Annotated in this window: 22 protein-coding genes; 2 read left to right on the top strand and 20 right to left on the bottom strand. The window is 43.8% G+C overall.

From position 1 onward, the window contains the following. Positions 1 to 51: 51 nt before the first annotated feature. The 3 genes from GB993_RS03240 to rpsO form a co-directional block, all read right to left on the bottom strand. On the bottom strand, positions 52 to 987 hold the full coding sequence (locus tag GB993_RS03240) for an outer membrane protein assembly factor BamD (RefSeq protein WP_161003080.1): 936 nt from the start codon (positions 985 to 987) through the stop codon (positions 52 to 54). 3 nt (positions 988 to 990) lie between these two features. After that, on the bottom strand, positions 991 to 2,718 hold the full coding sequence (locus tag GB993_RS03235) for a ribonuclease J (RefSeq protein ID WP_161003079.1): 1,728 nt from the start codon (positions 2,716 to 2,718) through the stop codon (positions 991 to 993). A 384-nt stretch (positions 2,719 to 3,102) separates the two neighbouring features. Then, positions 3,103 to 3,372 carry a 30S ribosomal protein S15 gene (gene rpsO / locus GB993_RS03230; RefSeq protein ID WP_017262027.1) on the bottom strand — a complete coding sequence of 90 codons (270 nt, stop codon included), beginning with the start codon at positions 3,370 to 3,372 and terminating at the stop codon, positions 3,103 to 3,105. Between the two features lie 270 nt (positions 3,373 to 3,642). Between rpsO and rpsT the strand changes: the two genes are divergently transcribed. Then, entirely contained in the window at positions 3,643 to 3,897 is a 255-nt protein-coding gene (gene rpsT / locus GB993_RS03225) for a 30S ribosomal protein S20 (protein WP_017262028.1), read from the top strand. 140 nt (positions 3,898 to 4,037) lie between these two features. Here the strand turns inward: rpsT and holA are convergent, their stop codons facing one another. From holA to pdhA, 17 genes are all read right to left on the bottom strand, one after another. After that, the gene (gene holA / locus GB993_RS03220) at positions 4,038 to 5,063 is read right to left on the bottom strand and encodes a DNA polymerase III subunit delta (RefSeq protein ID WP_161003380.1); all 1,026 of its coding nucleotides are present in this window, start codon (positions 5,061 to 5,063) and stop codon (positions 4,038 to 4,040) included. Between the two features lie 114 nt (positions 5,064 to 5,177). Then, the gene (locus GB993_RS03215; protein WP_161003078.1) at positions 5,178 to 7,487 is read right to left on the bottom strand and encodes a DNA internalization-related competence protein ComEC/Rec2; all 2,310 of its coding nucleotides are present in this window, start codon (positions 7,485 to 7,487) and stop codon (positions 5,178 to 5,180) included. Next, the gene (locus tag GB993_RS03210) at positions 7,484 to 7,996 is read right to left on the bottom strand and encodes a ComE operon protein 2 (protein WP_161003077.1); all 513 of its coding nucleotides are present in this window, start codon (positions 7,994 to 7,996) and stop codon (positions 7,484 to 7,486) included. Before GB993_RS03210 ends, GB993_RS03215 begins: the two co-directional genes overlap by 4 nt. 54 nt (positions 7,997 to 8,050) lie before the next feature. Beyond that, entirely contained in the window at positions 8,051 to 8,833 is a 783-nt protein-coding gene (locus tag GB993_RS03205; RefSeq protein WP_161003076.1) for a ComEA family DNA-binding protein, read from the bottom strand. Positions 8,834 to 8,960: 127 nt separating this feature from the next. Then, a complete protein-coding gene (locus GB993_RS03200; protein ID WP_161003075.1) occupies positions 8,961 to 10,001 on the bottom strand; it encodes a SepM family pheromone-processing serine protease in 1,041 nt (346 codons plus the stop codon). A gap of 20 nt (positions 10,002 to 10,021) precedes the next feature. Further along, on the bottom strand, positions 10,022 to 10,525 hold the full coding sequence (coaD, locus tag GB993_RS03195; protein ID WP_161003074.1) for a pantetheine-phosphate adenylyltransferase: 504 nt from the start codon (positions 10,523 to 10,525) through the stop codon (positions 10,022 to 10,024). Continuing rightward, positions 10,518 to 11,099: a 16S rRNA (guanine(966)-N(2))-methyltransferase RsmD gene (gene rsmD, locus GB993_RS03190; protein ID WP_161003073.1), complete on the bottom strand. Its 582-nt coding sequence runs from the start codon at positions 11,097 to 11,099 to the stop codon at positions 10,518 to 10,520. Before rsmD ends, coaD begins: the two co-directional genes overlap by 8 nt. Beyond that, positions 11,099 to 12,040 carry a DUF2129 domain-containing protein gene (locus tag GB993_RS03185; RefSeq protein ID WP_161003072.1) on the bottom strand — a complete coding sequence of 314 codons (942 nt, stop codon included), beginning with the start codon at positions 12,038 to 12,040 and terminating at the stop codon, positions 11,099 to 11,101. Before GB993_RS03185 ends, rsmD begins: the two co-directional genes overlap by 1 nt. A gap of 71 nt (positions 12,041 to 12,111) precedes the next feature. After that, the gene (locus GB993_RS03180; RefSeq protein ID WP_161003071.1) at positions 12,112 to 13,287 is read right to left on the bottom strand and encodes an FtsW/RodA/SpoVE family cell cycle protein; all 1,176 of its coding nucleotides are present in this window, start codon (positions 13,285 to 13,287) and stop codon (positions 12,112 to 12,114) included. Between the two features lie 230 nt (positions 13,288 to 13,517). Then, a complete protein-coding gene (gene typA, locus GB993_RS03175; protein WP_017262038.1) occupies positions 13,518 to 15,365 on the bottom strand; it encodes a translational GTPase TypA in 1,848 nt (615 codons plus the stop codon). A gap of 109 nt (positions 15,366 to 15,474) precedes the next feature. Then, the gene (locus GB993_RS03170; RefSeq protein WP_161003070.1) at positions 15,475 to 16,254 is read right to left on the bottom strand and encodes an inositol monophosphatase family protein; all 780 of its coding nucleotides are present in this window, start codon (positions 16,252 to 16,254) and stop codon (positions 15,475 to 15,477) included. A 50-nt stretch (positions 16,255 to 16,304) separates the two neighbouring features. After that, positions 16,305 to 16,580 (bottom strand): UPF0223 family protein, encoded by a 276-nt coding sequence (locus GB993_RS03165; RefSeq protein ID WP_161003069.1) that lies wholly within the window; start codon positions 16,578 to 16,580, stop codon positions 16,305 to 16,307. Next, positions 16,564 to 17,514 carry a Rossmann-fold NAD(P)-binding domain-containing protein gene (locus tag GB993_RS03160; protein WP_161003068.1) on the bottom strand — a complete coding sequence of 317 codons (951 nt, stop codon included), beginning with the start codon at positions 17,512 to 17,514 and terminating at the stop codon, positions 16,564 to 16,566. Before GB993_RS03160 ends, GB993_RS03165 begins: the two co-directional genes overlap by 17 nt. Before the next feature lie 260 nt (positions 17,515 to 17,774). Further along, positions 17,775 to 19,205, bottom strand: coding sequence for a dihydrolipoyl dehydrogenase (gene lpdA, locus GB993_RS03155; RefSeq protein ID WP_161003067.1), 1,431 nt, complete (start codon positions 19,203 to 19,205; stop codon positions 17,775 to 17,777). A gap of 7 nt (positions 19,206 to 19,212) precedes the next feature. Further along, positions 19,213 to 20,547: a 2-oxo acid dehydrogenase subunit E2 gene (locus tag GB993_RS03150; protein WP_161003066.1), complete on the bottom strand. Its 1,335-nt coding sequence runs from the start codon at positions 20,545 to 20,547 to the stop codon at positions 19,213 to 19,215. 64 nt (positions 20,548 to 20,611) lie between these two features. Next, on the bottom strand, positions 20,612 to 21,589 hold the full coding sequence (locus GB993_RS03145) for an alpha-ketoacid dehydrogenase subunit beta (RefSeq protein ID WP_017262044.1): 978 nt from the start codon (positions 21,587 to 21,589) through the stop codon (positions 20,612 to 20,614). A 2-nt stretch (positions 21,590 to 21,591) separates the two neighbouring features. Further along, positions 21,592 to 22,710, bottom strand: coding sequence for a pyruvate dehydrogenase (acetyl-transferring) E1 component subunit alpha (gene pdhA, locus GB993_RS03140; RefSeq protein ID WP_017262045.1), 1,119 nt, complete (start codon positions 22,708 to 22,710; stop codon positions 21,592 to 21,594). A 557-nt stretch (positions 22,711 to 23,267) separates the two neighbouring features. Here pdhA and GB993_RS03135 point away from each other — a divergent pair. Next, positions 23,268 to 23,879 carry a peptide deformylase gene (locus GB993_RS03135; protein ID WP_161003065.1) on the top strand — a complete coding sequence of 204 codons (612 nt, stop codon included), beginning with the start codon at positions 23,268 to 23,270 and terminating at the stop codon, positions 23,877 to 23,879. The last annotated feature ends 9 nt before the right edge of the window (positions 23,880 to 23,888 follow it).

Raw genomic sequence — 23,888 nt, 5'->3', positions numbered from 1 at the left:
ACAAAAGCCACAAATTTTTAACAACGGCAGGCAGTTTCAGTCTATAAGTTCTTAGCCCTGATTATCATTAGCCAACAATTCAGCTGTTAATTTTTCCAGCCGCGACTGCCACGTTGCAATCTCGTTGGAACTATTAGATGGCTTTCCTTGATAAACTGCAATTAAATTATCCACCCACCCGTCTGCGTCCGTGACTACCCGACTGACAAACGGATAAGTCAACGTTAATTGCAACCACACTTCTTGGCTCAACAGATTGTAAGCAACGGGATCTTTAGCCGCTAGTTTTTCCGTCAGTGATTGTTGTACTTGTTTGTACATTTGATCATCTTGTAACGAATTAAGTTGATTGGGAACCACTGTATAACGTTTTTTATCTAACCATTGAAATGTTACCGCGGTTTCTTCGTGCAACCGTTGAAAAACTTCCAAAATACTAACAACAAATAGTGGATGCAAATAAGGATCGACCAGCAAATACTGTGCTCCCTGTTTGAATTCTGTTAACGGCAACTTTAGTGCGGCTTGAAAACGTCCCTGTTGCTCAGCTGCTGAATAGTCACTCATGTGGTAAAACTGCTTAGCAATCGTTGTCAGGGTCGCTTTTGTGTCCATACGAGCCTCATTTTCGGCCCCCTCAATCATCTCGAGACCCGTTTGTTTGAGTTTCTCATCATGGACACCCGCCACAATTTCATGAGCGAGAATGAATTCATGCACGCGCAACAATAACGTTAGTAAAAACCGGAAATTGCTTGCGGTGGTTAAATAACTATTCAAATAATCATCCGCATAAGCACGTGCTCTCGAATATTCTTCATGTAGATATAGTGACTCAACCAATAAATGATTGATCTGTGGATCTTGAACTTCATTATAAATATTTTCTAACAAAGAAGCCGCCTGCGCGTAATCTTTGTCCTGATAAGCTTGATTAGCTTTATCAAACATTTCACGCTGGCGACCATTCAATGTGTCTTTCGACATAAATTACTCCTGTTCAGTTGCTTTTTTTGCTGTGTTTTTCTTTGTCCGGGCATGATGGGCGTGTTGGTTCACTTCCATGATCACCGGTAAGATAACTGGATGACGCTTGGTCTGATCAAATAAATAACGACCCAGATGTTCGCGCACATCCTGCTTCAAATGACCCCAGTCAAATTCTTTGTTATCCAAGTTATCTTGAACGGTTTTCGTGACCAATTCACTAGCCTCACGCATTAAATCACGACTAGCTTTCACGTAAACAAATCCTCGAGACGTCAGTTTAGGTTCGGCGACGATTTGTTTCTTCTTACGATCAATCGTGACCACTGCAATAAAAATACCATCTTCAGATAAAATCTTACGATCCCGAAGCACAATATTACCAATATCACCGACACCAATGCCGTCAATCATCGTATTGCCGACTTCAATGCTCTCTGCTAGATGCATTGGTGCCTCACCATTATAGATAAGCGAATCGCCACGTTGTGTTAAGAAGATATGGTCAGACGAAATACCTGTTTCTTCTGCCAACTTAGCATGCCGATTCAGAACTCGATACTCACCCTGGATTGGAATGAAATAATCCGGATGCATAAAGTTGATCATTAACTGTAAATCTGCTGGTGAACCATGACCGGACGACTGCAAACTATCAGAAATGGCTTGCACATGTGCGCCCGCACGGAAGATTAAATCACGTGTCTTAGCAACCGTTGTCTCCATTGCATGCGACGGTGTGGTTGTAATGAAAACCAGGTCACCCTCACCAATTTTGACATAACGATCTTCACCCGTTGCCATTCTCTGAAGCGCCTTAATGGGTTCGCCCATTCGGCCAGTTTCCAAGATAACGGTCTGTTCAGGTGATAAGGACTTCATGTTTTTGGGATTAACCAATAGATCATCAGATGGTAATTCTAACTTATCCAAGCGCATTGCTGTCCGTACAATTTTCTCCAAATCGTGACCCATCAATACGACTTTACGGTCCGTCGCAGCGGCGGCATCAAAAATCTGTTGCATTCGTAAAATGTTAGACGCAACACTGGCAACCACAATTCGACCCTCGTGTGCAGCAAACTGATCCTTAACAAAATTGGCAATCTGATTTTCGGTTGCTGATTCGCCGTATTGTTCTGCGCCGGCTGAATCGCTTAACAAGGCAACGACGCCGTTCTTACCAATTTCACCCAAACGAGCTAAATCGGTTTGATAAAAGGGTGCTGCGGTTTGATCAAACTTAAAGTCTCCGGTATAAACAACTTGTCCGAGCGGTGTCTTAACATCAATTCCCAGAGATTCTGGAATACTGTGTGTCGTTTTAAAGAACGAGACTGTTTCCTCTCCAAAATCAATTTCTGTATCAGCATCCACAACGTGAAAGTCGTTAAATTGCTTAGACTTTGGATCATTCTCCACATTTAACTTTGCTAATTCAATCGTTAGTTCTGAACCGAAAACAGGCACGTTAAATTCACTGACGAAGTACGGCAATGCGCCAATTGCATCTGCATGCCCATGTGTCAAAAACACACCGACGATTTGATCTGCGTGTTCCCGCAAATAATTCCAATCAGGAATGACGATATCAATTCCCAATAACTCGTTTTCTGGATACTTTAAACCACAATCCAAAATAAAAATATCATCATTAACTTCCAGCGCATACATATTCTTCCCGTTTTCGCGCACGCCACCAAACGGGATAATTCGAATCTGATTACTCAATTCATTCACCTCATATTAAAAATTTCTTTTTTGACTTAATTGTTTCTCTAACGGTCATTTTTAAGAATTAATTTTAACGGCCTGTCTATAGTTTGATCAAAATAGTGTTTATCCTCATTTCGATCTCAGTACGCAAGCAGCCTCACATCGCTATTAAGTTTGATGTGTTTAAAGGAGCGGCAACTCCACAAAAAAATTATATTAAAACAACCTATTTTTTTCGGGACAATCAGTTACATGTAGCTTATCATATTCCATCTTAAAAGCCAATCAATTGCCCAGCTGACGGCTTCTCAAACCAGTCAGTGTTCTAACGTCAATGTGAATAAAAAAAGAGCCACCCACAATGGGTAGCCCTCCTCACACACTTCGGTCGAACAACGATTACCGACGAAGACCCAACTTTTGGATTAACGTCCGGTAACGTTCAATATCCGTGTTACGCAGGTAACGCAGTAAGTTACGACGGTGACCAATTTTCTTTAACAAACCACGTTGTGAGTGGTAGTCGTGAGTGTGCACTTGTAAATGCGCATTCAATTGGTTGATGTCAGCTGTCAAAACTGCGATTTGAACTTCTGCAGAACCCGTGTCACCATCGTGACGTGCGTATTCTGAGATGATCTGATTCTTTTCTGCTTGTGTAATAGCCATGGATAAAATCCACCTTTCAAATATTGTCACCGCATACCGAGTCTACGCCAAGTGGTGGCGATAAACTAAGTAAGGGTCATGCTTTAGCACGGTTAATAGTTTATCTAATCACACCACCAATTGCAAGCAAAAGTACGCTACTCATGATGGGGTCAAGTGAATTTCCTTGACGCTTCTGCATTTATTTATTGCATTGGTAGTAAGCCTCTTGTATAATGATGACTGTTGAAATTTGTTTGACGTGGGTCAAACGCTCCGGAGGTGAAATTAATGCCAGTTACAAAATCAGCCATTGCACGTGTTAAGACTAACGAAATTGCCAAAGCACGTCGCACTGCTCAATTGAGCGAAGAACGGACTGCAGTTAAAAAGTTTGAAAAAGCTGTAACTGCTGGTGCAGACAACGTTGAAGAATTATACCGTTCCGCGAGCGCCGCAATTGACCACGCCTACTCAAAAGGTTTGATCAAGAAGAACAAGGCTTCACGTGACAAGTCACGTTTAGCTGCTCGCTTAGCAAAGTAAATTCTTAACCATCATCATTCGTGATGATGGTTTTTCTTTTACATCTGTTTTACTCGACTCCCCTTACTAACACAAAATGAGCCATTGTAATCAATTAATTTGATTGCAATGGCTCATTTTATTCATAAACTGAAGAGAAATTATGCAGCTTGATTGGTAAACTGCAACATAAATAAATTAAAAAGCAATTCTGGATCATCCTGTGTTTGCTTCAATTGCGTTTCAATGTTGATTAACCCTAAAAAAGCGCGACTCAAATCACGTTGAGAAAAGTGACGATCACTCTGCAAGGCCAGCTTTACCCGGTACGGATGCACTTTTAGCTGACCTGCCAGAGAACCTTGACTCAATCCACGGCTAGCCAGTACCTTCACCTGCAGCAACAAACGAAATTGACTAACTAAGACAGCGTTAATCCGTAGTGGTTCTTCTCCAGTTGCTAATAGATCATGGTACAAGCCCACCGCCCGTTTAACATTTCGGCCGAGGACCGCATTCACCAAATCAAAAACGTTGTCATCCAAAGATTGTGCCACTAAACCGGTAACCGCTGCCGTTGTCATTACATGATCTTGAACGGCGAATAATTCCAGTTTTGTTAGTGCGGCCATCATCAGCGACAAATCAGCACCAGTGCGCTGAATTAAGGTATCCAGTGCACCAGGACCGAACTTATAGCCATCATGGTCTACCTGCTGCTCCACAAACTGACGTGCATCTCGTTCACTCAATGGCGATGCATCTACATTCACAGCCACTTTTTTCAAAGTTTTAACTAACTTCTTACGGTTATCAAGCTTCTCGTATGGGGCGAAGAAAACTAGGATTGTAGTTGGCTCTGGGTGTTCAATAAATTTAAGCAAGGCATCTAAATCATGGTCGACCTTTGATTTACTCTTTTCGCCTGTTAAAAAATAAGGTTCGTCGATTATAACCAGTCGATGCTCGCCAAAAAAAGGCATCGCCATCGCGTCATCAAGTGCCACGGCTACCGGCGTTTGCACCATGTCATAGCTACCAACATTCATTTGAGCCTGGTCCTCGGGAATGATTGCCTTAAATTGCGCTCGAATCTGATTCAATAGGTACCGTTCAGTCCCCGTCACTAAATATAATGGCTGAACGTTTGAACCAGCCAGTTGTCGCGTTAACTCCGCAATTTTCATCGTTGCCATTTCATTCCTTCCATCAAGCTACTTTTTACACGTCGCAAAACGCCTTTTAATACATTTCAACCCGTTTCACCATTATACCCTATTAAGTTTCATTCAGCCCACAAACTAACGAGGCGAACCTGCAATCGGTGTGCGCGTCGGCAACATCGTCTGCCAATGGCCGTTACCAAACCAATCATAGACATAGCTAATCATGCCAGCATCCGCGGTATTAACGGCTGTAATATGGTTCTGCATCAGTGTCGTTAGTGTACTTTGTTTAGGATGTCCATACCGATTTTCACGACCAGCCGAAATAATCCCAATTTTAGGCGCAACTTGTTTAATAAACACTGGGTCGCTAGAGGTATCACTGCCATGATGACCTAGTTTCAACACATCGGTTGTCAGGATCGGATAATGTTGCAGGATTTCTCGTTCACCAGACCGATCCAAATCACCCATAAATAAAAAGCGAACACCATTCCTAATTGTGCCTAATGACACGGAATCCTCGTTGCCACCTGGCCCTGGATGAAAAGGATGATAAATGGTAAACGGAAAATTTTTAGGTTGTCGACCTGCAGTCAGCTCGATGACTCTGGTTTGCTTTAGATATGGGGCAATTTTCGTCTGAAAACCGCGCGATTGACGCATGCCAGCAGGAATCGTCAATGTGTGAACTGTCATCAATTGCAACAGTCGACCAACATCTCCGATATGATCGGCATCTTGATGGCTGCAGTTCACATCGTCAATTTCACTGATACCGCGACTATGAAGGTAATTAACTGTCACGGCTTCAACATTGGTCATCCCCGTGGGAGTGCGTGCCCACGATGGTTTTGAAAATCCGACTTTGCCACCCGTATCAATTAACGAAATATGCTGATTAAATGGCGTTCTTAAAAGAATACTATCGCCCTGACCAACATCAATAAACGAAACTTCACCATCCGTTGGCCAATGAATCGTCACAAACGCCACTCCGTACACTATCGTTAGTGCAATAAGCCACTTGCACCGGATTCGTGGCCGCCGCTCATCAATGGCCAACAGTGTCATCAATAAACATATCCAGGTGAATAATGTCGAAAGATGTCCAAACGTAACCATTCCCGGTAATTGACCAAACCAGTTTATCAAACCACTAAACACCATCAAAACCGTGTTAGTGATATTGGCAACCCAATTCAATACGCCACCCAAGCAGGCGCCGATAATGACTAACGGAAAAATAAACCAACCAAATAATGGAATCACCAATAGATTTACAGGCGTGCTAAGAACGTGAATTTGAAAAACGGTATGTAAAATTAATGGCAGGCTGACTAGATTCATTAACCATGTTTGCCACCAAGTCTTTTCGACTGCAACGTAGATCAACGCAAACGCCAACAAGTAACTTAGTTGACCGCCTAGTGTTAACAAGACCGCCGGTTGAAGCGTAACACCACCAATTAATGATAACGACCACATGTCCAAGCCACTTATCTGAGTCGCTTGCTTACGGTTAATGAGTGGCTGGAGCAAACTAGCTTCACCAATAAGAATAGCGCGAATTAATGTGCCCGAACCACCAGCAATAATTGCATAAAACGGCAAGCCAATGGCCAATACTAGTTGTGAGTGCTCACGAGGGACGCCTAACCGTGCAAGGATAAATTGGCAAAGTGTGACTAGATACACAACATGCATACCGGAAATGCTAAATAAATGCAAAAGTCCCAACTGTTTTAGGCCACTATTCTGGGTGTAAAAATCATTAGCCGTCGCTCCAATAATTAGGTTGCTTGCGTACTCATTCAATGTGGTAGGCAACGTCGCGAAATACAGTAGTAACTGCTTACGCCAGTGATGCATTAAATCAATTGGCCACTGCCATGCTGTTTGACTCGGTTTCACAATGAACCACTGGGCCATTTTCATGCTGCCATGAATCCCCATTGCACGCAATTGCGAACGACGATCAAATTGCATACGGTTCCGTGGCCCTTCAAGTAAGTCGTTTGGACCATTTACCTGCCATTGTGTCGGTTGATCGATAACTTGCAATTGAGTCGCTTTTTGCTGGCTCGTTAAATGACCAAACGCACGGATCCACTGACCTTCTCTTGTCACACCGATAATGCTCACTGTATCGCCAGTAACCTGAACTTGATCTGGCTCAACCCGTAGACTAAGCTGACGCGTTGCGATTGTTGTCCACGTTTTCGTATCGTACTGCACATTTTGATAGCTAAACCACACAGTTGCTAACACTGCAGTACCCATGAGCCAAAACATATGTGCTCTGACGTTTCCCAAGTAAAGACACCGGACCAGTAGATAAACAATACCGATTCCAGCCCACCAAAAATGACCGACAATCATTGCATTAATAAGACCGACAAGTAGCCCTAGGAAAATCCATGGTGGCCGGTTAGAAATGGTCATTGCTGAGTCTGCGAATCGTTATCTTGAGCCGTTAAGTAGTCCGTAATGTGGAATTGTGTCAATGCATCCTCGGGAATGTTAATCTGCTTCACTTCAATATTTTTAAGAGATACTAGGTGCATTGCATATGGATCATTATGATAATTACGCAAATAATTAATCTTCGTGATGCCGGCTTGTAACAACATTTTAGTGCATTGCAAACACGGAAAATCGGTTACATAAATTTCAGCTCCATCAGTTGCAATCCCAAACTTCGCACATTGCAAAACAGCATTCATTTCTGCGTGAATCGTCCTTAAACAATGTCCATCCACTAAATAATCACCAACATCAATACAATGGTCATCACCTGAGACAGAACCGTTATAACCGCCAGCAATAACGCGCTTGTCGCGAACTAAAACAGCACCAACAGACAACCGCTGACAAGTACTGCGACTAGCTAACAACACCGCTTGCATCATAAAATATTGGTCCCAGGGAACCCGTTTTTGATCTGTCATCATATTACCTCCACCATTCATTAAATATATTTCATTAAGCGTATGACAGTCTGTGTCTCACGACAAGCTTAAATGTGGTTTCAATTTTTGAACGGTTTTCTCACCAAATCCAGAAATTTGTTTTAAGTCGTCTAATGACTTAAAGCCGTTGTGTTCCGTTCTAAAGTCGATAATTTTCTGAGCCTTTTTATCACCTACTCCTGAAATTTTCGTTAACTGTTCTTTTGTCGCACTGTTCAACCCAATCGGTGCATCCGCACTATCGCCGTCAATTGACGCCCCAGCAGTGCCAGCTGCGCCATTATTGACTCCCGTGACCGTATTCGTGGCACCATCCACGCCACTGGCATTAGTCGTTGGCAACGCCTCGCCATGGGTGGGAATGTAAACCACCATTTGGTCATGTAACGTCTGCGCCTGATTGACTTGTTTACTATCAGCATCCGCCCGCAAACCGCCTGCCCGTTCAATTGCGTTAATAACTCGCATATTTGTTTTAAACCGATACACGCCTGGTTGATTAACGGCACCTTTTACCTCAACCACCGATTCAGTCTGTCCAACAGTCTTTTCTGAATTAACAGTGGCCGCGCTTGCAGTTGCTTCTGACTTGGTTGACCGCGTTGCTACCTTGGTTGCCGCCTCAGTTAGGCCGGAGCTATCGGATTGAAATGAGGCCTGTGACATGCCATTCATTGAACTGTTTGTGTCGCGATGTTGATCGTTAGGTTTTAATAACTGAGCACCAATCACACCTACTGCAATCATGACAGCCAGACCACCCAACAACCAGCCTCGATATTGTCGCCAAGCATCTCGTAATGCCTCTCGCCATTCCATGATTTATCCTCCTGTTTACTATCTGATATGGTCCATACCCATAACATACGTAAACAAGCGTTATTTGTTCGTCAAACATAAAAAAGTCATCAGTTTTTTCAACCGATGACTTTATATCCAAATCAATTTACTTGTGTGTCTGTAAATATTTGACGGCCTGATCAAACGAGCTCACGGGAACAACTTTCATCCCTGGTGCATATTTCTTTGCTGTTTCCTTTGCCAGTTGATAGTTCGTCTTGTGGCCTTCCTCATACTTCAAAACTGCCTTGCTTGGTTTGAGATATGGTGCAAAGAATATCTTAGCACCCGCCTTGTGAGCAGCCACAATTTTCTTATCAATTCCACCAATTTCACCAACGGAACCATCCGCATTAATGGTGCCAGTTCCAGCAATTTTTTGACCATGGCGTAAATTTTGATTAGTTAATTGCTGATAAATCTGCAAGCTAAACATCAAACCACCTGATGGACCACCAATTTGCCCAGCATTAACTTCAACCGGAATTTTGGTGCTGACCTTAACATCGTCCGTCAGTGTAATGCCGATCCCAGAACGTCCGTCTGGCAAACGAATTAAACCGGCTTTCGTTGTCTGTTCTTTACCATTGTGTGTATACGTAATGGCAACTTTGTCCGATAGTTTACGTTTGGCCAACGCCTTTTGGTAACCAACAGAAGAATCATAATGCACACCGTCAATCTTCGTAACGGTATCGCCGACCTGAATTTTGTGATAAAAGTGAGACGTTTTTGAGACATCCAAAACGTAGATTCCCAAGTATTGCCGCGTATACTGCTCATCGGCAGCTTTATACGCCGTCGCAATGGCTTGATTAATAGCACTTTGCATGTAGAATCCCTGAACCTTGTTATAAGTCGTTTGATTCTCGCCGCCAGTTACTTCTTGCTCGTTATAGATTGTCGCGTGTGGATCAACGTGCGCCCATAACCAAGAAATTGGTGTCGCTTGTTGCTGATAAACAGAGGTAATCATAAAATCACCCTTACGCTTGTCTGGCCGTGTTGGCATCGTGACGAAATTGCGTAAGTTATCTGCCGTTCCGGGCGTTTCGATGTACTGATTGAGTGGCAAAAACCGCATCACCAGAAGACCAATGATAACGATTGTTCCGCCAAGCCACCAGCCCCAACGTCTTTTTTTCATTCAATTACCCCATCCAATTATTAATTCTTCTCTTGCCGTTCCTGTTGCCGCTTCTCCTGCAAATGGGTCCACACAACAGCTGGTACAAATGCTGAAACATCACCGTCAAAATGAACGATTTCTTTCAGAATACTGGAAGAAATTTGCGCATTCTCAGGTTTTGCTAACAAAAAGACAGACTCAACATCCTCCGCTAATGTGCGATTCATATTGGCAATATCTCGTTCATAATTAAAATCCTGATCATTGCGTAACCCACGAATCAAAAAGGTAGCGTGGTGCTCATGCATAAACGTAACCGTTAATCCACTGATGGTTTCAACACTAACGTTTGGTAGGTTGGCCGTGACAGCTTGAATCATGTCAATTTTTTCTTCAACACTAAATAGCGGCCGTTTGCCTGTATTAGTGCCAACGGCAACAATAAGTTGATCAAACATGTGACTGGCCCGTTCAATGATATCCAAATGACCGTTCGTCAGTGGATCAAAACTGCCTGGAAAAACCGCAATTCGTTTACTCATCTTCGCCGGTCTCCTTTTTTAAGACTTGATACCGATACACCATCACGTCCGTAATACCATAGTCCCGATGATGAGTTTGCGTAAATGAGCCAAAATTCTCTGGCAATTGAGCTTCCTGATTTGTTTCAGCAATTACCTGTGCCCCATCATTGAGTAATCCGTTTGCTGCCATGAAGTTGAGATTATCGATAATTTTCTGTTTTGCGTATGGCGGATCTAACAAAATTAGGTCAAATCGCTGTTCTTCTGCAACCAAGCGTTTGAGCACATTGTTAGCCTCACCCTTGATAACCGTAAACTGATCTGCTGATTTTGTGACCGCAATATTGGCCTTAATGGTCTTAATTGCCTGATACTGATGGTCAACCAATACGGCCTCAGCCATACCGCGTGATACGGCTTCAATAGCCAAGCCGCCAGATCCGGCAAATAAATCCAATACCCGGCCACCGTCAAAATAAGGTCCAATCATACTAAACATGGCTTCTTTGACCTTGTCCGTAGTGGGACGCGTTAACGACCCTGGAACTGCTGATAACGGTCGTCCGCCAAACTCGCCTGCAACCACTCGCATTAATGTGCCTCCGTCGATTTTGTTGCCGCTGAACCTGAATGATCAGCGGCCGTTTGGTCAGCGTCAGGGATGGCATCAGCCGCACCGTCATTTTCCGTATGAGTCACGAAATTAGCGTTAACTCCTTCGCCAACAAACGGATCAATTTCTGGCCGTTCACTGACCATTACACGTCGAACAAACGATAATTTGTTGATTGCTTGCTGATTTCGACTAATGTCATCCTGATCCATGTAAATGACAACGTAGTGCAGCTTCTTTGAAATGTATTCAATATCGCCAAATCGTCTAAGTTGACGGACCTGACGCAAATTGCGGACAAACACATGCAAAGCCTGACGAGGTTGAGGTGCCAATTTTTCAGGCTCGTGATTAAGAAAAGCATCGGCCAGATTAGCGCGAACGACAACCTCCTCGGATTTAGCAGGAACATTTTGACCGTCAGTCCCTTTTACAGACACTGTTGTTGAATTTTTCTCATGTTGGGGTTCACTCTTTGAGTGATTCATCGATGAGTGCGTCGTTGTTCTGTTTTTGTGGGACCGAGAAATCGTCTTTTTTTGTTCTGATTCGCGTTTTACACCATGTGAATTCGTTTTAACGGAATGTGATGCAGTAACCGTCTTTTCGGCAGTATGTACATTATCCTGTCTCGAAGTTGGGTTGGGTTTACGTTGTGAACGACGACGGCGATGCTGACCTGTGGATCGATTTTGACGGCCGTCATCACTTGGTGATTTAACAGTTTTGTTCTGTTTAGCACTAGGACTTTGTTGCGCCTGTTTCTCTTCTTCATTAGCTCTGTTATTAGGTTTATTGTTTCTCTGTTGATTTGATTTGGACCGACGACGTGGGTGGTGATTATTGCGACGTGGCGCTTGTTTCTTTTTATCAGTTGAACCTTTTGAGCCGTTAACTTGGCCTGTTTGTTCCTCGCTCATAAAACATCCTCCTTACTCTTTTATTTCAATATTTTTCCAAATGACATTTTCACAGCTATATATAATTCAGCTCACTTAACAGCTACCCTTTCAGCACGTTCAGCGATTTGTGCACGCTTTTCACGGGCAGAAATATTTAAAAGGATACCCATTGACATAGACAGCACTAACATGGATGAACCACCATAACTAATAAACGGCAAGGTCACCCCAGTGATAGGAAGCGCACCAACGACACCGCCGACATTAAACAATGACTGCACGGTGATGAGCGCCGCAATGCCATAACAAACTAACGATTCATACATTGTAAATGCACGTTTGCCAATTTGAATAGCCCGCCCAGCAATTGTCCCTAGCAGAGCGAGAATGATCAGCACTGCAATAACACCCAGCTCTTCACTGGTTACTGCCAAAATAAAATCAGTGTTAGGTTCTGGCAGATAGCCCATTTTTTGAATACTATTTCCCAAACCGCGACCAAATAAACCACCATTACTAATCGCATAGTATGAATTAACGAGCTGTCGACCAACTGTTTTAATCGTTCCAAATGGATCGATAAAGGCGACAAACCGTTGTAATTGATAATGCTTAGTCCACATCGGCGAGTTCAAGTTTGTGTGTGACAAAAAGCCTAGCATTGCCAAATAGCCAATAAACAGAACGCCAACAATTTCGGTAGGCACATTATGTTTGTTACCACTACTCAACATCATGATCAAAATAATAAACCAATCAATCGCTGCACCACCAGTGTCTGGCTGCATTAGAACTAAACCAATCATGACAGCAAATAAAATTAGCGGCGCACGCATCGTATGCCAATAACGTTCCTCTAAACTAACCTGATGTGAATCCATATAGTGGGCCAAGAAAAGCACAACATAAAGTTTTAAAAACTCTTCAGGTTGAATGTTTACTGGGCCTAAATTAATCCAGCCCTTGGCCCCGTTGATCCGTGCACCAATAACCAACACAATCAGTACCAGTCCGAACATAACAAATGTCGCGATTTCTACGTAGGATCGCCGTCTCAATAACGATAGCCGTAGCCAATAAAAAAATGCGGCTAAGAAAAGCCCAAGAATTACGTACACGGTCTGTTTAATCAAGTATCCATTTGGCGTACTACCATTGCTGATGGCCACGTTAGCACTGGCTGAATACACCATCACGATACCAATCAGGCTGAGAACGATGTACGGAATTAAAATATAGTAATCAAGAATCTTAAACTTTTTCACATCGTTTTCCTCACAAAAAAATTCTTTTCATATTATAGCATACGCTCACGTCTGCTTTACCGACAAGCCAATCATCTACGGTTTTTATTTAACATTTAACCGTGTGATGAGCACTTAGTAAGATGCTGATTGAAACCGCCATCCCAAAACCGTAAGTAATGCCAGTGGCAGACTATACCGCGAGATTCAAAAAAAGCCCTGTCACAAGGACAAGGCTTTAAAAGACAAATTTAGTTGTCGCGGGCAGCAGCCTTACGACGCTTAGAAGCTTTTTCACGTGCGTTTGTTTCCAAAATTTGTTTCCGCAAACGAACGTGTTCAGGTGTAATTTCACAATATTCGTCTTCGTTCAAGAATTCGAGTGATTCTTCAAGCGTCAAGTGAGTTGGCGTCTTGATTGTCGCAGTCATATCCTTGTTTGAAGAACGAACGTTGGTCATGTTCTTACCCTTGGTGACGTTGACAGAAATGTCGTTTTCACGGCTGTTCTGACCAACAATCATCCCTTCGTACACAGTGGTACCAGGATCGATGAACAATTGACCACGTCCTTCAACACCCATCATGGCGTACGTAGTTGCAGTACCTTGGTTAATTGAAACCAAGGTTCCGTTCCGACGGCCAGGGTTCCAGTTTTTAATAACTGGCATGTACTTGTCGAAGGTATGGTTCATAATCCCATAACCACGCGTCATGGATAAGAAATCAGTTGAATAACCGATTAAACCACGTGAAGGTGCCAAGAACTCTAAACGAGTTTGACCATTACCTGTGTTTTCCATGTTCTTCATTTCACCCTTGCGTTGAGACAAGGAGTCGATGATGGAACCAGCATATTCTTCGGGTGTGTCAATTTGAACGGCTTCAAATGGTTCTTCCATCGTACCGTCAATTTCACGGTAGATAACTTCTGGACGTGAAGCTTGTAATTCATAACCTTCACGACGAAGAGTTTCAATCAAAATTGATAAGTGTAATTCACCACGACCAGAAACCATCCATGCATCTGGTTCGTCGGTGTCTTCAACACGTAATGAAACATCGGTGTGCAATTCCTGCTTCAAACGCGATTCCAGCTGACGAGTTGTCACAAACTTACCTTCTTGACCAGCAAGTGGTGAGTCGTTCGTCCGGAATAACATTTGCAGAGTTGGTTCGTCAATCCGCAAAACAGGCAATGCTTCTTGGTGATCCTGTGGTGTCACAGTTTCACCAACGTTGATTTCTTCCATCCCTGAAACGGCAATTAAGTCACCAGCCTTGGCTTCGTTAACTTCAACCCGTTGCAAACCTAAGAAACCATACAGTGTCGTAACACGGAAGTTTTGTGTAGAGCCGTCCAGCTTCATAACAGTAACGTTATCACCAACTTTGATCTTCCCACGGAAAATCCGGCCAATTCCGATACGACCAACGAAATCGTTGTAGTCCAATAAAGCAACTTGGAACTGCAAAGGTTCGTCTTCGTTATCAATTGGTGCTGGAATCGTCTTTAAAATGGTATCAAAGATTGGTTTCATCGTGTGTTCTTGTGTAGACAGATCTGAATCGTATGAAGAAGTCCCGTTCATAGCAGAAGCATAAACAACTGGGAATTCCAATTGGTCTTCGTCCGCACCAAGTTCGATGAACAAATCAAGCACTTCGTCAACGACTTCTTCAGGGCGAGCACCTGGACGGTCCACCTTGTTGATGACAACGATTGGTGTCAAGTGTTGTTCCAATGCCTTTTTAAGCACGAAACGTGTTTGTGGCATGGTTCCTTCGTAGGCATCCACAACCAATAACACACCATCAACCATCTTCATAACACGTTCAACTTCACCACCGAAGTCCGCGTGTCCTGGTGTATCCAAGATGTTGATCTGTTTGTCACCGTACTTAACGGCCGTGTTCTTTGACAGGATCGTGATCCCACGTTCCTGTTCGATTGCGTTCGTATCCATTGCACGATCCGCGATTTCCGTGTGGGAATCCAGCGTATCGGATTGCTTCAATAATTCGTTAACTAAAGTTGTTTTACCATGGTCAACGTGGGCAATGATAGCAATGTTACGAATATCGTCTCTAGTTTTCAAAGTGTAACTTCCCTTCGTTTCAAATAACTTAAATTAATCGGTAGCGTGCGCCCTTATACAAGGCGTAAAAAAACTGTGACGCCTCGTTAACTCGTGTCACAGTCCGACATTACGCGGTTTGCATGGCAACAATAGCTTTTTGTGCCTGCTTCGTAGCTACTAATACAACGCCATATGATAGCACAGTCGGCGTTTGACCGTCAACTGTGGACACCACTAAACCCAGTTCTTCTGCTAAAATTTTTCCTGTCGCAAAATCCCAAGGTCTCAAATATGAGATATAACACACTTGCTGGCCGCGTAAGACCTTTGTAAAAGCAATGCCTGCGCTGCCAACAATTCGCATGCCTAAACTCGCAGCTGCAATCGCCTGCATATGATCCACATCGTGAGTAACTAGTGGACCGGATAACGCTGCCAAGCCTTCGCTCAACGGTAAATTGGCAGGAGCTGTCATTTTATCATCATTGAGCCAAACACCAAGCCCCTTAGCGCCATGAAATAACCGGTTACCCATAACGTCACACAGCCACGCCGCCTGACCCACACCATCAATGTAAAGTGACAACATAATGGCAAAATCATCCCGTTGTTTGACAAAGTTCATCGTGCCGTCCAACGGATCGATGATCCACAACCGCCCTTTGTCATCTTGAACATCATCGCCAAGTCCCTCTTCGCCGAGAATGCGTGCATTCGGATCTGATTCGCGAATGTGAGCCACGAAACGCTGTTCGTTTTCCTTATCAACTTGTGTAACCAGGTCACGACGACCAGACTTCTGTTCAACGTCTAGCGGTTCATGAAAATGCTCTAAAATATTAGCCTTCGCCTCATCAATCCAGGCCGTAACTTGTGCATTCCACTTCTGATACGTTGCTTCTTGCATCCAATTGATCCTTTCTGCATTTTTACACTAAATATTTTTCAAAATGACGCTTACTCAATTCGTAGCCGTTTGCGAGAACTGCTCTGAGCTTGTTTAATGGTCGCGTAAATACTGACGCCAGCCTGTTTTTCGAACTGCCGATCTAACTGACGACGTTGACCTTTTGATGGCATCATTTGCGTAAACGCGTCGTACGCTGCCAATAATTTTTCCCGATCGACACCGGTCTCATTGGCTTCCAAAACTAATTCGTATAAACGAGTGGCAACAACAATCTCTTGACGAGACCACTGTTCATCCAACGGTAAATCAATGTTCGTCTTCATCGTCGTCCTCTTCCAAACTTCCCTTTTCAATCGCCAATGTAGTATCACGAACTTGACTACCAATTTCGTCTAATTGACGTTGCTCCAAATCAGAATAACTTACATCAACGAGTTTTGAAACCCCTGCTGCATTAACACGGACTGGCGTGCTGAGTGGTGTCACTCGTTCTTCAGTAATCGTCAGCAAATTGGTTAAAGAACCGATAAACGGACGATCGAAAAAGATTCCATTTAAAATTTTAATTACTGATTGCGCGCGCAGTGCATCATTAGTCGAAATGGCAGTTGCATTCAGCTGTTGTTCAATCTCGCCTAATTCAGCAGCATCAAAGTTAATATCCTCATTTGCCATCAGTGAAAGCACTGGTGCCGGTCCGACCGTTGATCGGCTCCAAGCAATCAAGTGATCATTGGCAATTCCCACTACGTAGGCATGCAAACTATCAAGCGGCACATTAAATGTTCTCGCTAAAGTGTTATTTAAAATCGTTGTATGGGCTAATGTCCCAACACCAATGCAGTTGCTGACGCCAACACCGGAAAACTTCTGGGCAAAGTATGTCAATAAATCGTCATATTGACTGGCGACAATCATCTTTCCCTTAAAGCCTTGTGCCATCGCCTCACGAATGAAGTTGCGCAAACGAGGCATTACAACGCTCAACGCATCATCGCGTTCCGTCCCAGCTTCCATCGGCGCAATATCGCCGAAAATAATGGCATCCGCTGTTACTAGGTCAGTTTGCGTCGCAATTTTAACGTTTAAATTCGTGCAGCCTTCAGCAGCCACTTGTGTATCCGCGTAAAGCTGATCAGCAGCAACGTCCCCAGAATCCATAACAGCCATTCCAATTGGTAAATCCAACGCGATCAAACTGGATAACAATAATTGATTAAATCTCCCGGTCCCATATAGCACTAAATTTGGCTTCATTAACAGACCATCCCTCTTGAATAAAACGTATTAAGTACAGCAATAAATATGCGTTTGACTCAATTAATTGAAATATTAGTTTATGTTTACCATAATTTTACCCAAGCCGCTCCGAATATCAAGTAAATCAGTGCATGAGACCGTAATTGCACTACACAATCCACAAAATTGGTGAGCACAATCAGTTATCTGCATTATTTTCCGCAAAAAAAGAGGCTGTTACCAGCCTCTTTTTCAGTAATGATGTGTGCATTACGATGTTAGATATGAGTTGGGAAACCGATTGCGATATCCGCAGCTTCTTGAATCGGTTCACTCAAAGTTGGGTGTGGGTGAATGGTCAAAGCAACGTCTTCGGCATTCATGTGTGAGTTAACTGCCAAACTTAATTCGGCGATTAAATCACTGGCATCTGGGCCAACAACCTGTGCACCAACAAGGGTGTTGTCTTCCTTAGTTGTGACCAAACGAACGAATCCATCTGCTTGATCCATTGAAACCGCCCGCGCATTCCCAGCAAATGGGAACTTAGCGGTGCTAACTTCCAAACCAGCATCCTTGGCTTCAGCCTGGGTGTACCCAACCGTGGCCAATTCAGGGTCTGCGAAACAAACGGCAGGAACACTTACATAATCATTTGCAGTGTGATGACCTGCGATTGCACCAGCGGCAACCTTACCATTGAAGAAGGCTTTGTGCGCCAATGCTGGACCATTGTTCACAATATCACCGATTGCGTAGATATGCGGAGAAGCTGTCCGACCTTGATCATCGACTTCAATGAAACCACGTTTGTCAGTCTTAACATCCGTAAATTCAAGCCCAAGGTTGTCTGTGTTAGGCTTGCGACCAACAGTGACCATGCAGTAGTCAGCCTTGATTGTTTGAGCCTTGCCATCAACTTCATAGGTGACAGTCACAGAGTTGTCATCTTGTTCAGACTTCTTAGCCATCGCGCTCGTAATAACATCAACTTTATGAGCCTTCAAGTTCTTAAGCACTAATGAAACCATGTCTTTTTCAAAGTTAGGCAGAATCGATGGTGTGCCTTCAAGAATCGTTACGTGAGCGCCGAGGTTTGCATAGGCACCAGCTAATTCAGTTCCGACATAACCACCACCAATAACCACCAATTCCTTAGGGATTTCTGGTAAGTTCAGACCACCAGTTGAATCGATAACCCGACCTTCAAATTTGAAGTTAGGAATTTCGACTGGTCGTGAACCTGATGCAATGATCAAGTCTTTGAAAGCCAGTGTCCGACCTGTGTCACGGCTCATGAACTGCTTTGGTCCAGGAGCGATAACACGTAATAGTGTGTCACTGTCTAGTGTGGCTTCACCGCGAATCACTTCAACCTTGTGCTTTTTCAGCAACATGGCAACCCCACTGGTCATCCGGTCAACAACCTTCTTTTGCTTCCATTCTTGCGTTTTAGCAAAATCGATTGTGGCTGGACCAGCTGTTGTAATGCCGTAAGTTGAGGCATCATTTGCTTCTTGCAAACGGTGGCCAGCTTGAATTAACGCCTTTGAAGGAACACAACCGACGTTTAAACAAACACCGCCGAGTGTTTCTGATTGTTCAACTACCGTCACTTGTTGACCAAGTTCGGCCGCCCGAATAGCGGCAACATAACCACCGGGGCCTGCACCAATAATCACCGTGTCTTTTTGTTCTACATCAGCCATTGTTAAATCATCCCTCCATTAACAGCATGTCTGGGTCGTGCAACAATTGCTTCAACTCGTTCAATGCGCGTTGTGCAGTTGCACCATCAATCAAACGGTGGTCATAACTCAGTGACAGCTTCAACATGTTACCAACAACGATTTCACCATCGTCGTTGACATATGGTTCTTTAGCAATCTTACCAACACCAAGGATCGCAACTTCTGGGTAGTTAATAACTGGTGTAAACCAGCCACCACCGATAGAACCAACGTTACTAATGGTGATAGAACCACCGGACATCTCAGCAGCTGACAGCTTGTTGTCTTGAGCCTTCTGGGTGTTATCAGTGATTTCTTTAGCAATTTCAAACATACCCTTGGAATCAGCATTCTTAACATTTGGTACATACAGACCATGTGGTGTGTCCGTAGCAATACCAATGTTGTAATAGTGCTTGTAAACAATTTCTTGAGTACTGTCATCAATTGACGCATTTAAGGTTGGGAAGTCCTTTAAGACGGCAACCAAAGCTTTGGCAACATACGGCAAGAAGGTCAAGTGGATGTCACGGTCAGCGGCAATCGCCTTGTACTTCTTCCGGTTAGCCATCAATGCAGTCACATCGACATCATCAAATGAAGTTACGTGTGGTGCAGTGTGCTTGGAGGTAACCATTGCTTTAGCAATAGCCTTCCGTGTCATTGACATTGGTTCACGTGTTTCAAGATCAGGCGTTGCTGAAACGTATGGCTTGATTGGAGCTGCGGCAGTGTCAGCAGGAGCACTTGCTGCAGCTGGTGCAGCCGTGGTTGCAGCTGGTGCTGCACCATTCTTAGCGGCATCAACGTCACTCTTTAATACCTGACCATGCTTGCCAGTTGGGGCAACAATCGAGATATCGACATTGTTGTCACGAGCATATTGACGAACCGATGGCATTGCCAACACAAGTTTACTTGGGTTGCTCAATACAGGGTTCGGGTTGGCACCTGTAGCTGGAGCGGCTGGTGCAGCTGCCGCTGGTGTGGCAGCAGGTTCTGGAGCTGGTGTAGCACTTTCAGGCGCAGCAGAAGCTTCTGCTGGTGCTGCAGGCGCAGCGTCATCATCAGGGGTGTCAGGTGAACCATCATCAATCTCAACTAATGGATCGCCAATTTTAGCAGTTTCACCTGCTTGCATATAAATCTTTTTAACAGTACCAGCAACTGGTGATGGTAATTCTGAAACGGACTTATCGTTTTGAATTTCTACCAGGGTGTCATCTTCAGCGACCTTGTCGCCTTCCTTAACATCCCAGGCAGCAATTTCACCTTCGGCCATTCCTTCACCAAGTTCTGGCAATTTGAATTTGTAGGACATGGAATATCTTCCTTTCATCGAATTTACGGGTAAACCCGTCTGATCTGATTATCAAACGTCAGTATCAGTATGTGAGGATTTCACGAACCTTTGCTTCAATTTCAGCGGCATCCGGAATCCAGTCGTCTTCAGCCAAAGCAAATGGGTAAATGCTGTCTGGAGCGGCTACCCGTCCAATTGGGGCGTCCAATGAAAGAATGTCGTTTTCAGCGATATCAGATACGACTGTCGCACCGACACCAGCCATCCGTTGTGCTTCTTGAACCATCACAACATGATGCGTCTTGTCGATTGACTTGAAGATTGTGTCTGTGTCAATTGGTGATAGGGAAACCAAATCGATAACTTCAACTGAAATGTTTTCCTTAGCTAATTTGTCAGCTACTTTCAGTGCTTCATTAACTTCAGCACTGTAAGCAACAACGGTGATATCAGTTCCTTCGCGAACCACTTTGGCAGTGTCCAACGGAACCGTGTACTTGTCGTCTGGCACTTCAGCTTTCATGGAACGGTACAACTTCAAGTTTTCCATGAACAATACGGGGTCGTTGTTTTCAACAGCTGAAATAATCAAGCCCTTTGCATCATAAGGATTGGAAGGTGTTACCACACGCAATCCAGGAACGTCAGTGAAGAAGCTTTCCAAGTTATCTGAGTGCATTTCAGCGGTGTGTGTCCCACCACCAAATGGTGTCCGAATCGTGATTGGCATATTCTTTTCGCCACCGAAACGGAACCGTGTCCGTGACATTTGACCAGCAATGGAGTCAACAGCTTCAAATGTGAAACCCATAAATTGGATTTCAGGAAGTGGCCGCCAACCAGTTGCTGCTAATCCCATTGCTAAACCAAGAATACCTGATTCAGCCAATGGTGTGTCAAATACCCGGTCTTCACCGTACTTGTCTTGTAATCCTTGAGTGGTACGGAAAACACCACCGTTTTTACCGACATCTTCACCGAAGATTAACGTCTTGTCATCGTCGCTTAGGACCTGATCAAGTCCGTCAGTAATCGCTTGAATATAAGTTTTCGTAGCCATGATTACTTCGACTCCTTTGCTTCAAATTCGGCAATTTGTGCCTTGATGTTCGGAGTTGGTACTTCGAACGTGTTCTTTAACATTTCAACATTTGTTTGTTTAGGTTCTGCATCGGCAGCTTTCAAGTCAGCCTTGAACTGCGTCTTGCATTCGTCAACATAGTCACTTTCCTGTTGATCGGACCAAAGTCCTTTGTCTTCTAGTACCTTACGCAAACGGATTAATGGGTCGTTATCGTGCCAAGGTTTTTCTTCTTCCTTAGTACGGTACCGTGAAGGATCGTCACCAGCTGAGCTGTGGGCACCGTAACGGTAAGTTAAGGTTTCAATCAACACTGGCCCATTGCCTGCTGCGGCGTATTCACGAGCAGCCTTAGCAACAGAATAAACAGCCAAGATATCCATCCCATCAACCTGAACAGAAGGCATTCCGGCAGCAACAGCCTTTTGAGCCAACGTTGTGGCAGCTGTTTGCTTCTTCCGTGGAACAGAAATCGCAAAGCCGTTATTTTGAATGATGGCAACTAATGGTGCTTGGAAGGCACCGGCAAAGTTCAAACCTTCATAAGTATCACCTTGCGAAGTCCCACCATCACCGGTGTAAACAAAGGCAACGTTGTTCTCACCGTTCTTCTTAATTCCTAAAGCAGCACCGGCAGCTTCAACGAATTGAGCACCGATAATAATTTGTGGCATCCATGCACGATACTTTGGATCATACTGATTACCCTTAACATGACCACGTGACCATAAGAAGCCTTTTTCAACTGAACCACCATGTTGGATCAGTTGTGGTAGGTCACGGTAAGCCGGGAACAAGAAATCCTGAGGTTCAAAAGCTGAGACACTGCCCATTTCACTGGCTTCTTCACCAGCCGTTGGAGCGTAGAACCCTAACCGACCTTGACGTGAAAAGCTCATGGTTTGCTCATGTAAAGCACGTTCCCAAACCATTTTCTTCATGAAATCAACCAGTTGTTCATCACTAAATGAGTCAAACACCTCTTGATTAACAACTTTGGCAGAACCGTCTAGAACTTGAACCATTTTGTATTCACTACCGAGATTTTCCTTAATCGCAGCAAAGTCTACAATTGGCTTAGATGAATCGTTGTTTGCCATAATGCACACATTCCTTTCTTTTTTTGATGACAGCTTCCATCCGCTCACTGTCTAAAACTTGCAACAAGCAAATGTATGCGCTTTCATCTTTCACCGACAATTGTAACGCTATATAGAAATCGTTTGCAAGGGGTTTCATAATTGTTAAAAATCTCACAATAGTCTTTGACACAATCCATTTACTTGTGAAGTTTCTGAACATTTTGGGGGCTTTTTGTATAGCAACCAACCAATCAAACATAAAACGCTGTTACATGAACTTTTTCCCAGCGTATTAAATGTGCAATCACGTTTTCATAACCCTTTCACGTTTCACATGGCAATATTTTTATACTTTGAAAACAAATTTAATAACATTAAAATAAGTTTTCTTTGCGTTAGTTTTCACGAAGCGTTGTTAGCTTACTTAACGGACATGTCCGCTTTCAAAGGCTGAATCATCAGTGTTTTGCGTCCATTACTTGACTTCTGTTTTGATTCGTCTTCACGCTTAGCCGTTCCGAAATTTCTAGCATATGGTACACTATTTGTTAGTAGTATATGAGGAGGAACAGCACGTGATATTAATGGACAACATTATTCGGGATGGTAACCCTACCTTACGCAAGTATGCTGACAAGGTCACCTTTCCACTAAGTCAGGAACACCAACAACTTGCAAAGGACATGATGGAATATCTGGAAGTTAGTCAAAATCCGGACCTTGCTGAAAAGTATGGTCTCAGGGCAGGAGTCGGTTTAGCCGCCCCACAAGTGGACGTTTCCATTCAAATGGCAGCCGTTCTGGTACCCTCACCTGTAGAACCAGATGATCCAGATAATCATGATGATGTCTTAAAGGCTGCCCAGGAAGCTCAAGACAACCCGGTCTTTAAGGATGTAATTATTAATCCCGTCATTGTTAGCCAATCTGTTCAGCTTGGCGCACTGTCCGAAGGTGAAGGCTGCCTATCAGTTGATGAAGATAAACCTGGTTATGTGCCGCGCGCTGATCGCATTACTTTACGTTATCAAGATGTTGACGGTAACGACCACAAAGTTCGGTTGAAAAATTATCCCGCTATTGTTTGTCAACATGAAATTGATCATCTGCACGGTGTGCTATTTTATGACCATATTAATAAGGAACAACCATTTGCGGCCGAAGAAAACACCCTGTTGATTGGTTAAACACCTGGA

The sequence above is a fragment of the Furfurilactobacillus milii genome (genome assembly GCF_009864005.1).
Classification (GTDB): Bacteria; Bacillota; Bacilli; order Lactobacillales; family Lactobacillaceae; genus Furfurilactobacillus; species Furfurilactobacillus rossiae_B.
The sequence above is the reverse complement of the archived record's forward strand: the minus strand, read 5'-3'. Positions and strand labels throughout refer to the sequence as shown.

Bases quoted from the DNA above. Each gene is read 5' to 3' on its own strand.
- GB993_RS03170 (WP_161003070.1), bottom strand. From the start codon at position 16,254: ATGCAAGAAGCAACGTATCAGAAGTGGAATGCACAAGTTACGGCCTGG.
- rpsT (WP_017262028.1), top strand. From the start codon at position 3,643: ATGCCAGTTACAAAATCAGCCATTGCACGTGTTAAGACTAACGAAATT.
- GB993_RS03210 (WP_161003077.1), bottom strand. From the start codon at position 7,996: ATGATGACAGATCAAAAACGGGTTCCCTGGGACCAATATTTTATGATG.
- pdhA (WP_017262045.1), bottom strand. From the start codon at position 22,710: ATGGCAAACAACGATTCATCTAAGCCAATTGTAGACTTTGCTGCGATT.
- rsmD (WP_161003073.1), bottom strand. From the start codon at position 11,099: ATGCGAGTGGTTGCAGGCGAGTTTGGCGGACGACCGTTATCAGCAGTT.
- GB993_RS03160 (WP_161003068.1), bottom strand. From the start codon at position 17,514: ATGAAGCCAAATTTAGTGCTATATGGGACCGGGAGATTTAATCAATTA.
- GB993_RS03240 (WP_161003080.1), bottom strand. From the start codon at position 987: ATGTCGAAAGACACATTGAATGGTCGCCAGCGTGAAATGTTTGATAAA.
- GB993_RS03200 (WP_161003075.1), bottom strand. From the start codon at position 10,001: ATGAAAAAAAGACGTTGGGGCTGGTGGCTTGGCGGAACAATCGTTATC.
- coaD (WP_161003074.1), bottom strand. From the start codon at position 10,525: ATGAGTAAACGAATTGCGGTTTTTCCAGGCAGTTTTGATCCACTGACG.
- GB993_RS03165 (WP_161003069.1), bottom strand. From the start codon at position 16,580: ATGAAGACGAACATTGATTTACCGTTGGATGAACAGTGGTCTCGTCAA.
- GB993_RS03215 (WP_161003078.1), bottom strand. From the start codon at position 7,487: ATGACCATTTCTAACCGGCCACCATGGATTTTCCTAGGGCTACTTGTC.
- lpdA (WP_161003067.1), bottom strand. From the start codon at position 19,205: ATGGCTGATGTAGAACAAAAAGACACGGTGATTATTGGTGCAGGCCCC.
- rpsO (WP_017262027.1), bottom strand. From the start codon at position 3,372: ATGGCTATTACACAAGCAGAAAAGAATCAGATCATCTCAGAATACGCA.
- GB993_RS03185 (WP_161003072.1), bottom strand. From the start codon at position 12,040: ATGAGCGAGGAACAAACAGGCCAAGTTAACGGCTCAAAAGGTTCAACT.
- GB993_RS03145 (WP_017262044.1), bottom strand. From the start codon at position 21,589: ATGGCTACGAAAACTTATATTCAAGCGATTACTGACGGACTTGATCAG.
- GB993_RS03205 (WP_161003076.1), bottom strand. From the start codon at position 8,833: ATGGAATGGCGAGAGGCATTACGAGATGCTTGGCGACAATATCGAGGC.
- holA (WP_161003380.1), bottom strand. From the start codon at position 5,063: ATGAAAATTGCGGAGTTAACGCGACAACTGGCTGGTTCAAACGTTCAG.
- GB993_RS03150 (WP_161003066.1), bottom strand. From the start codon at position 20,547: ATGTCCTACAAATTCAAATTGCCAGAACTTGGTGAAGGAATGGCCGAA.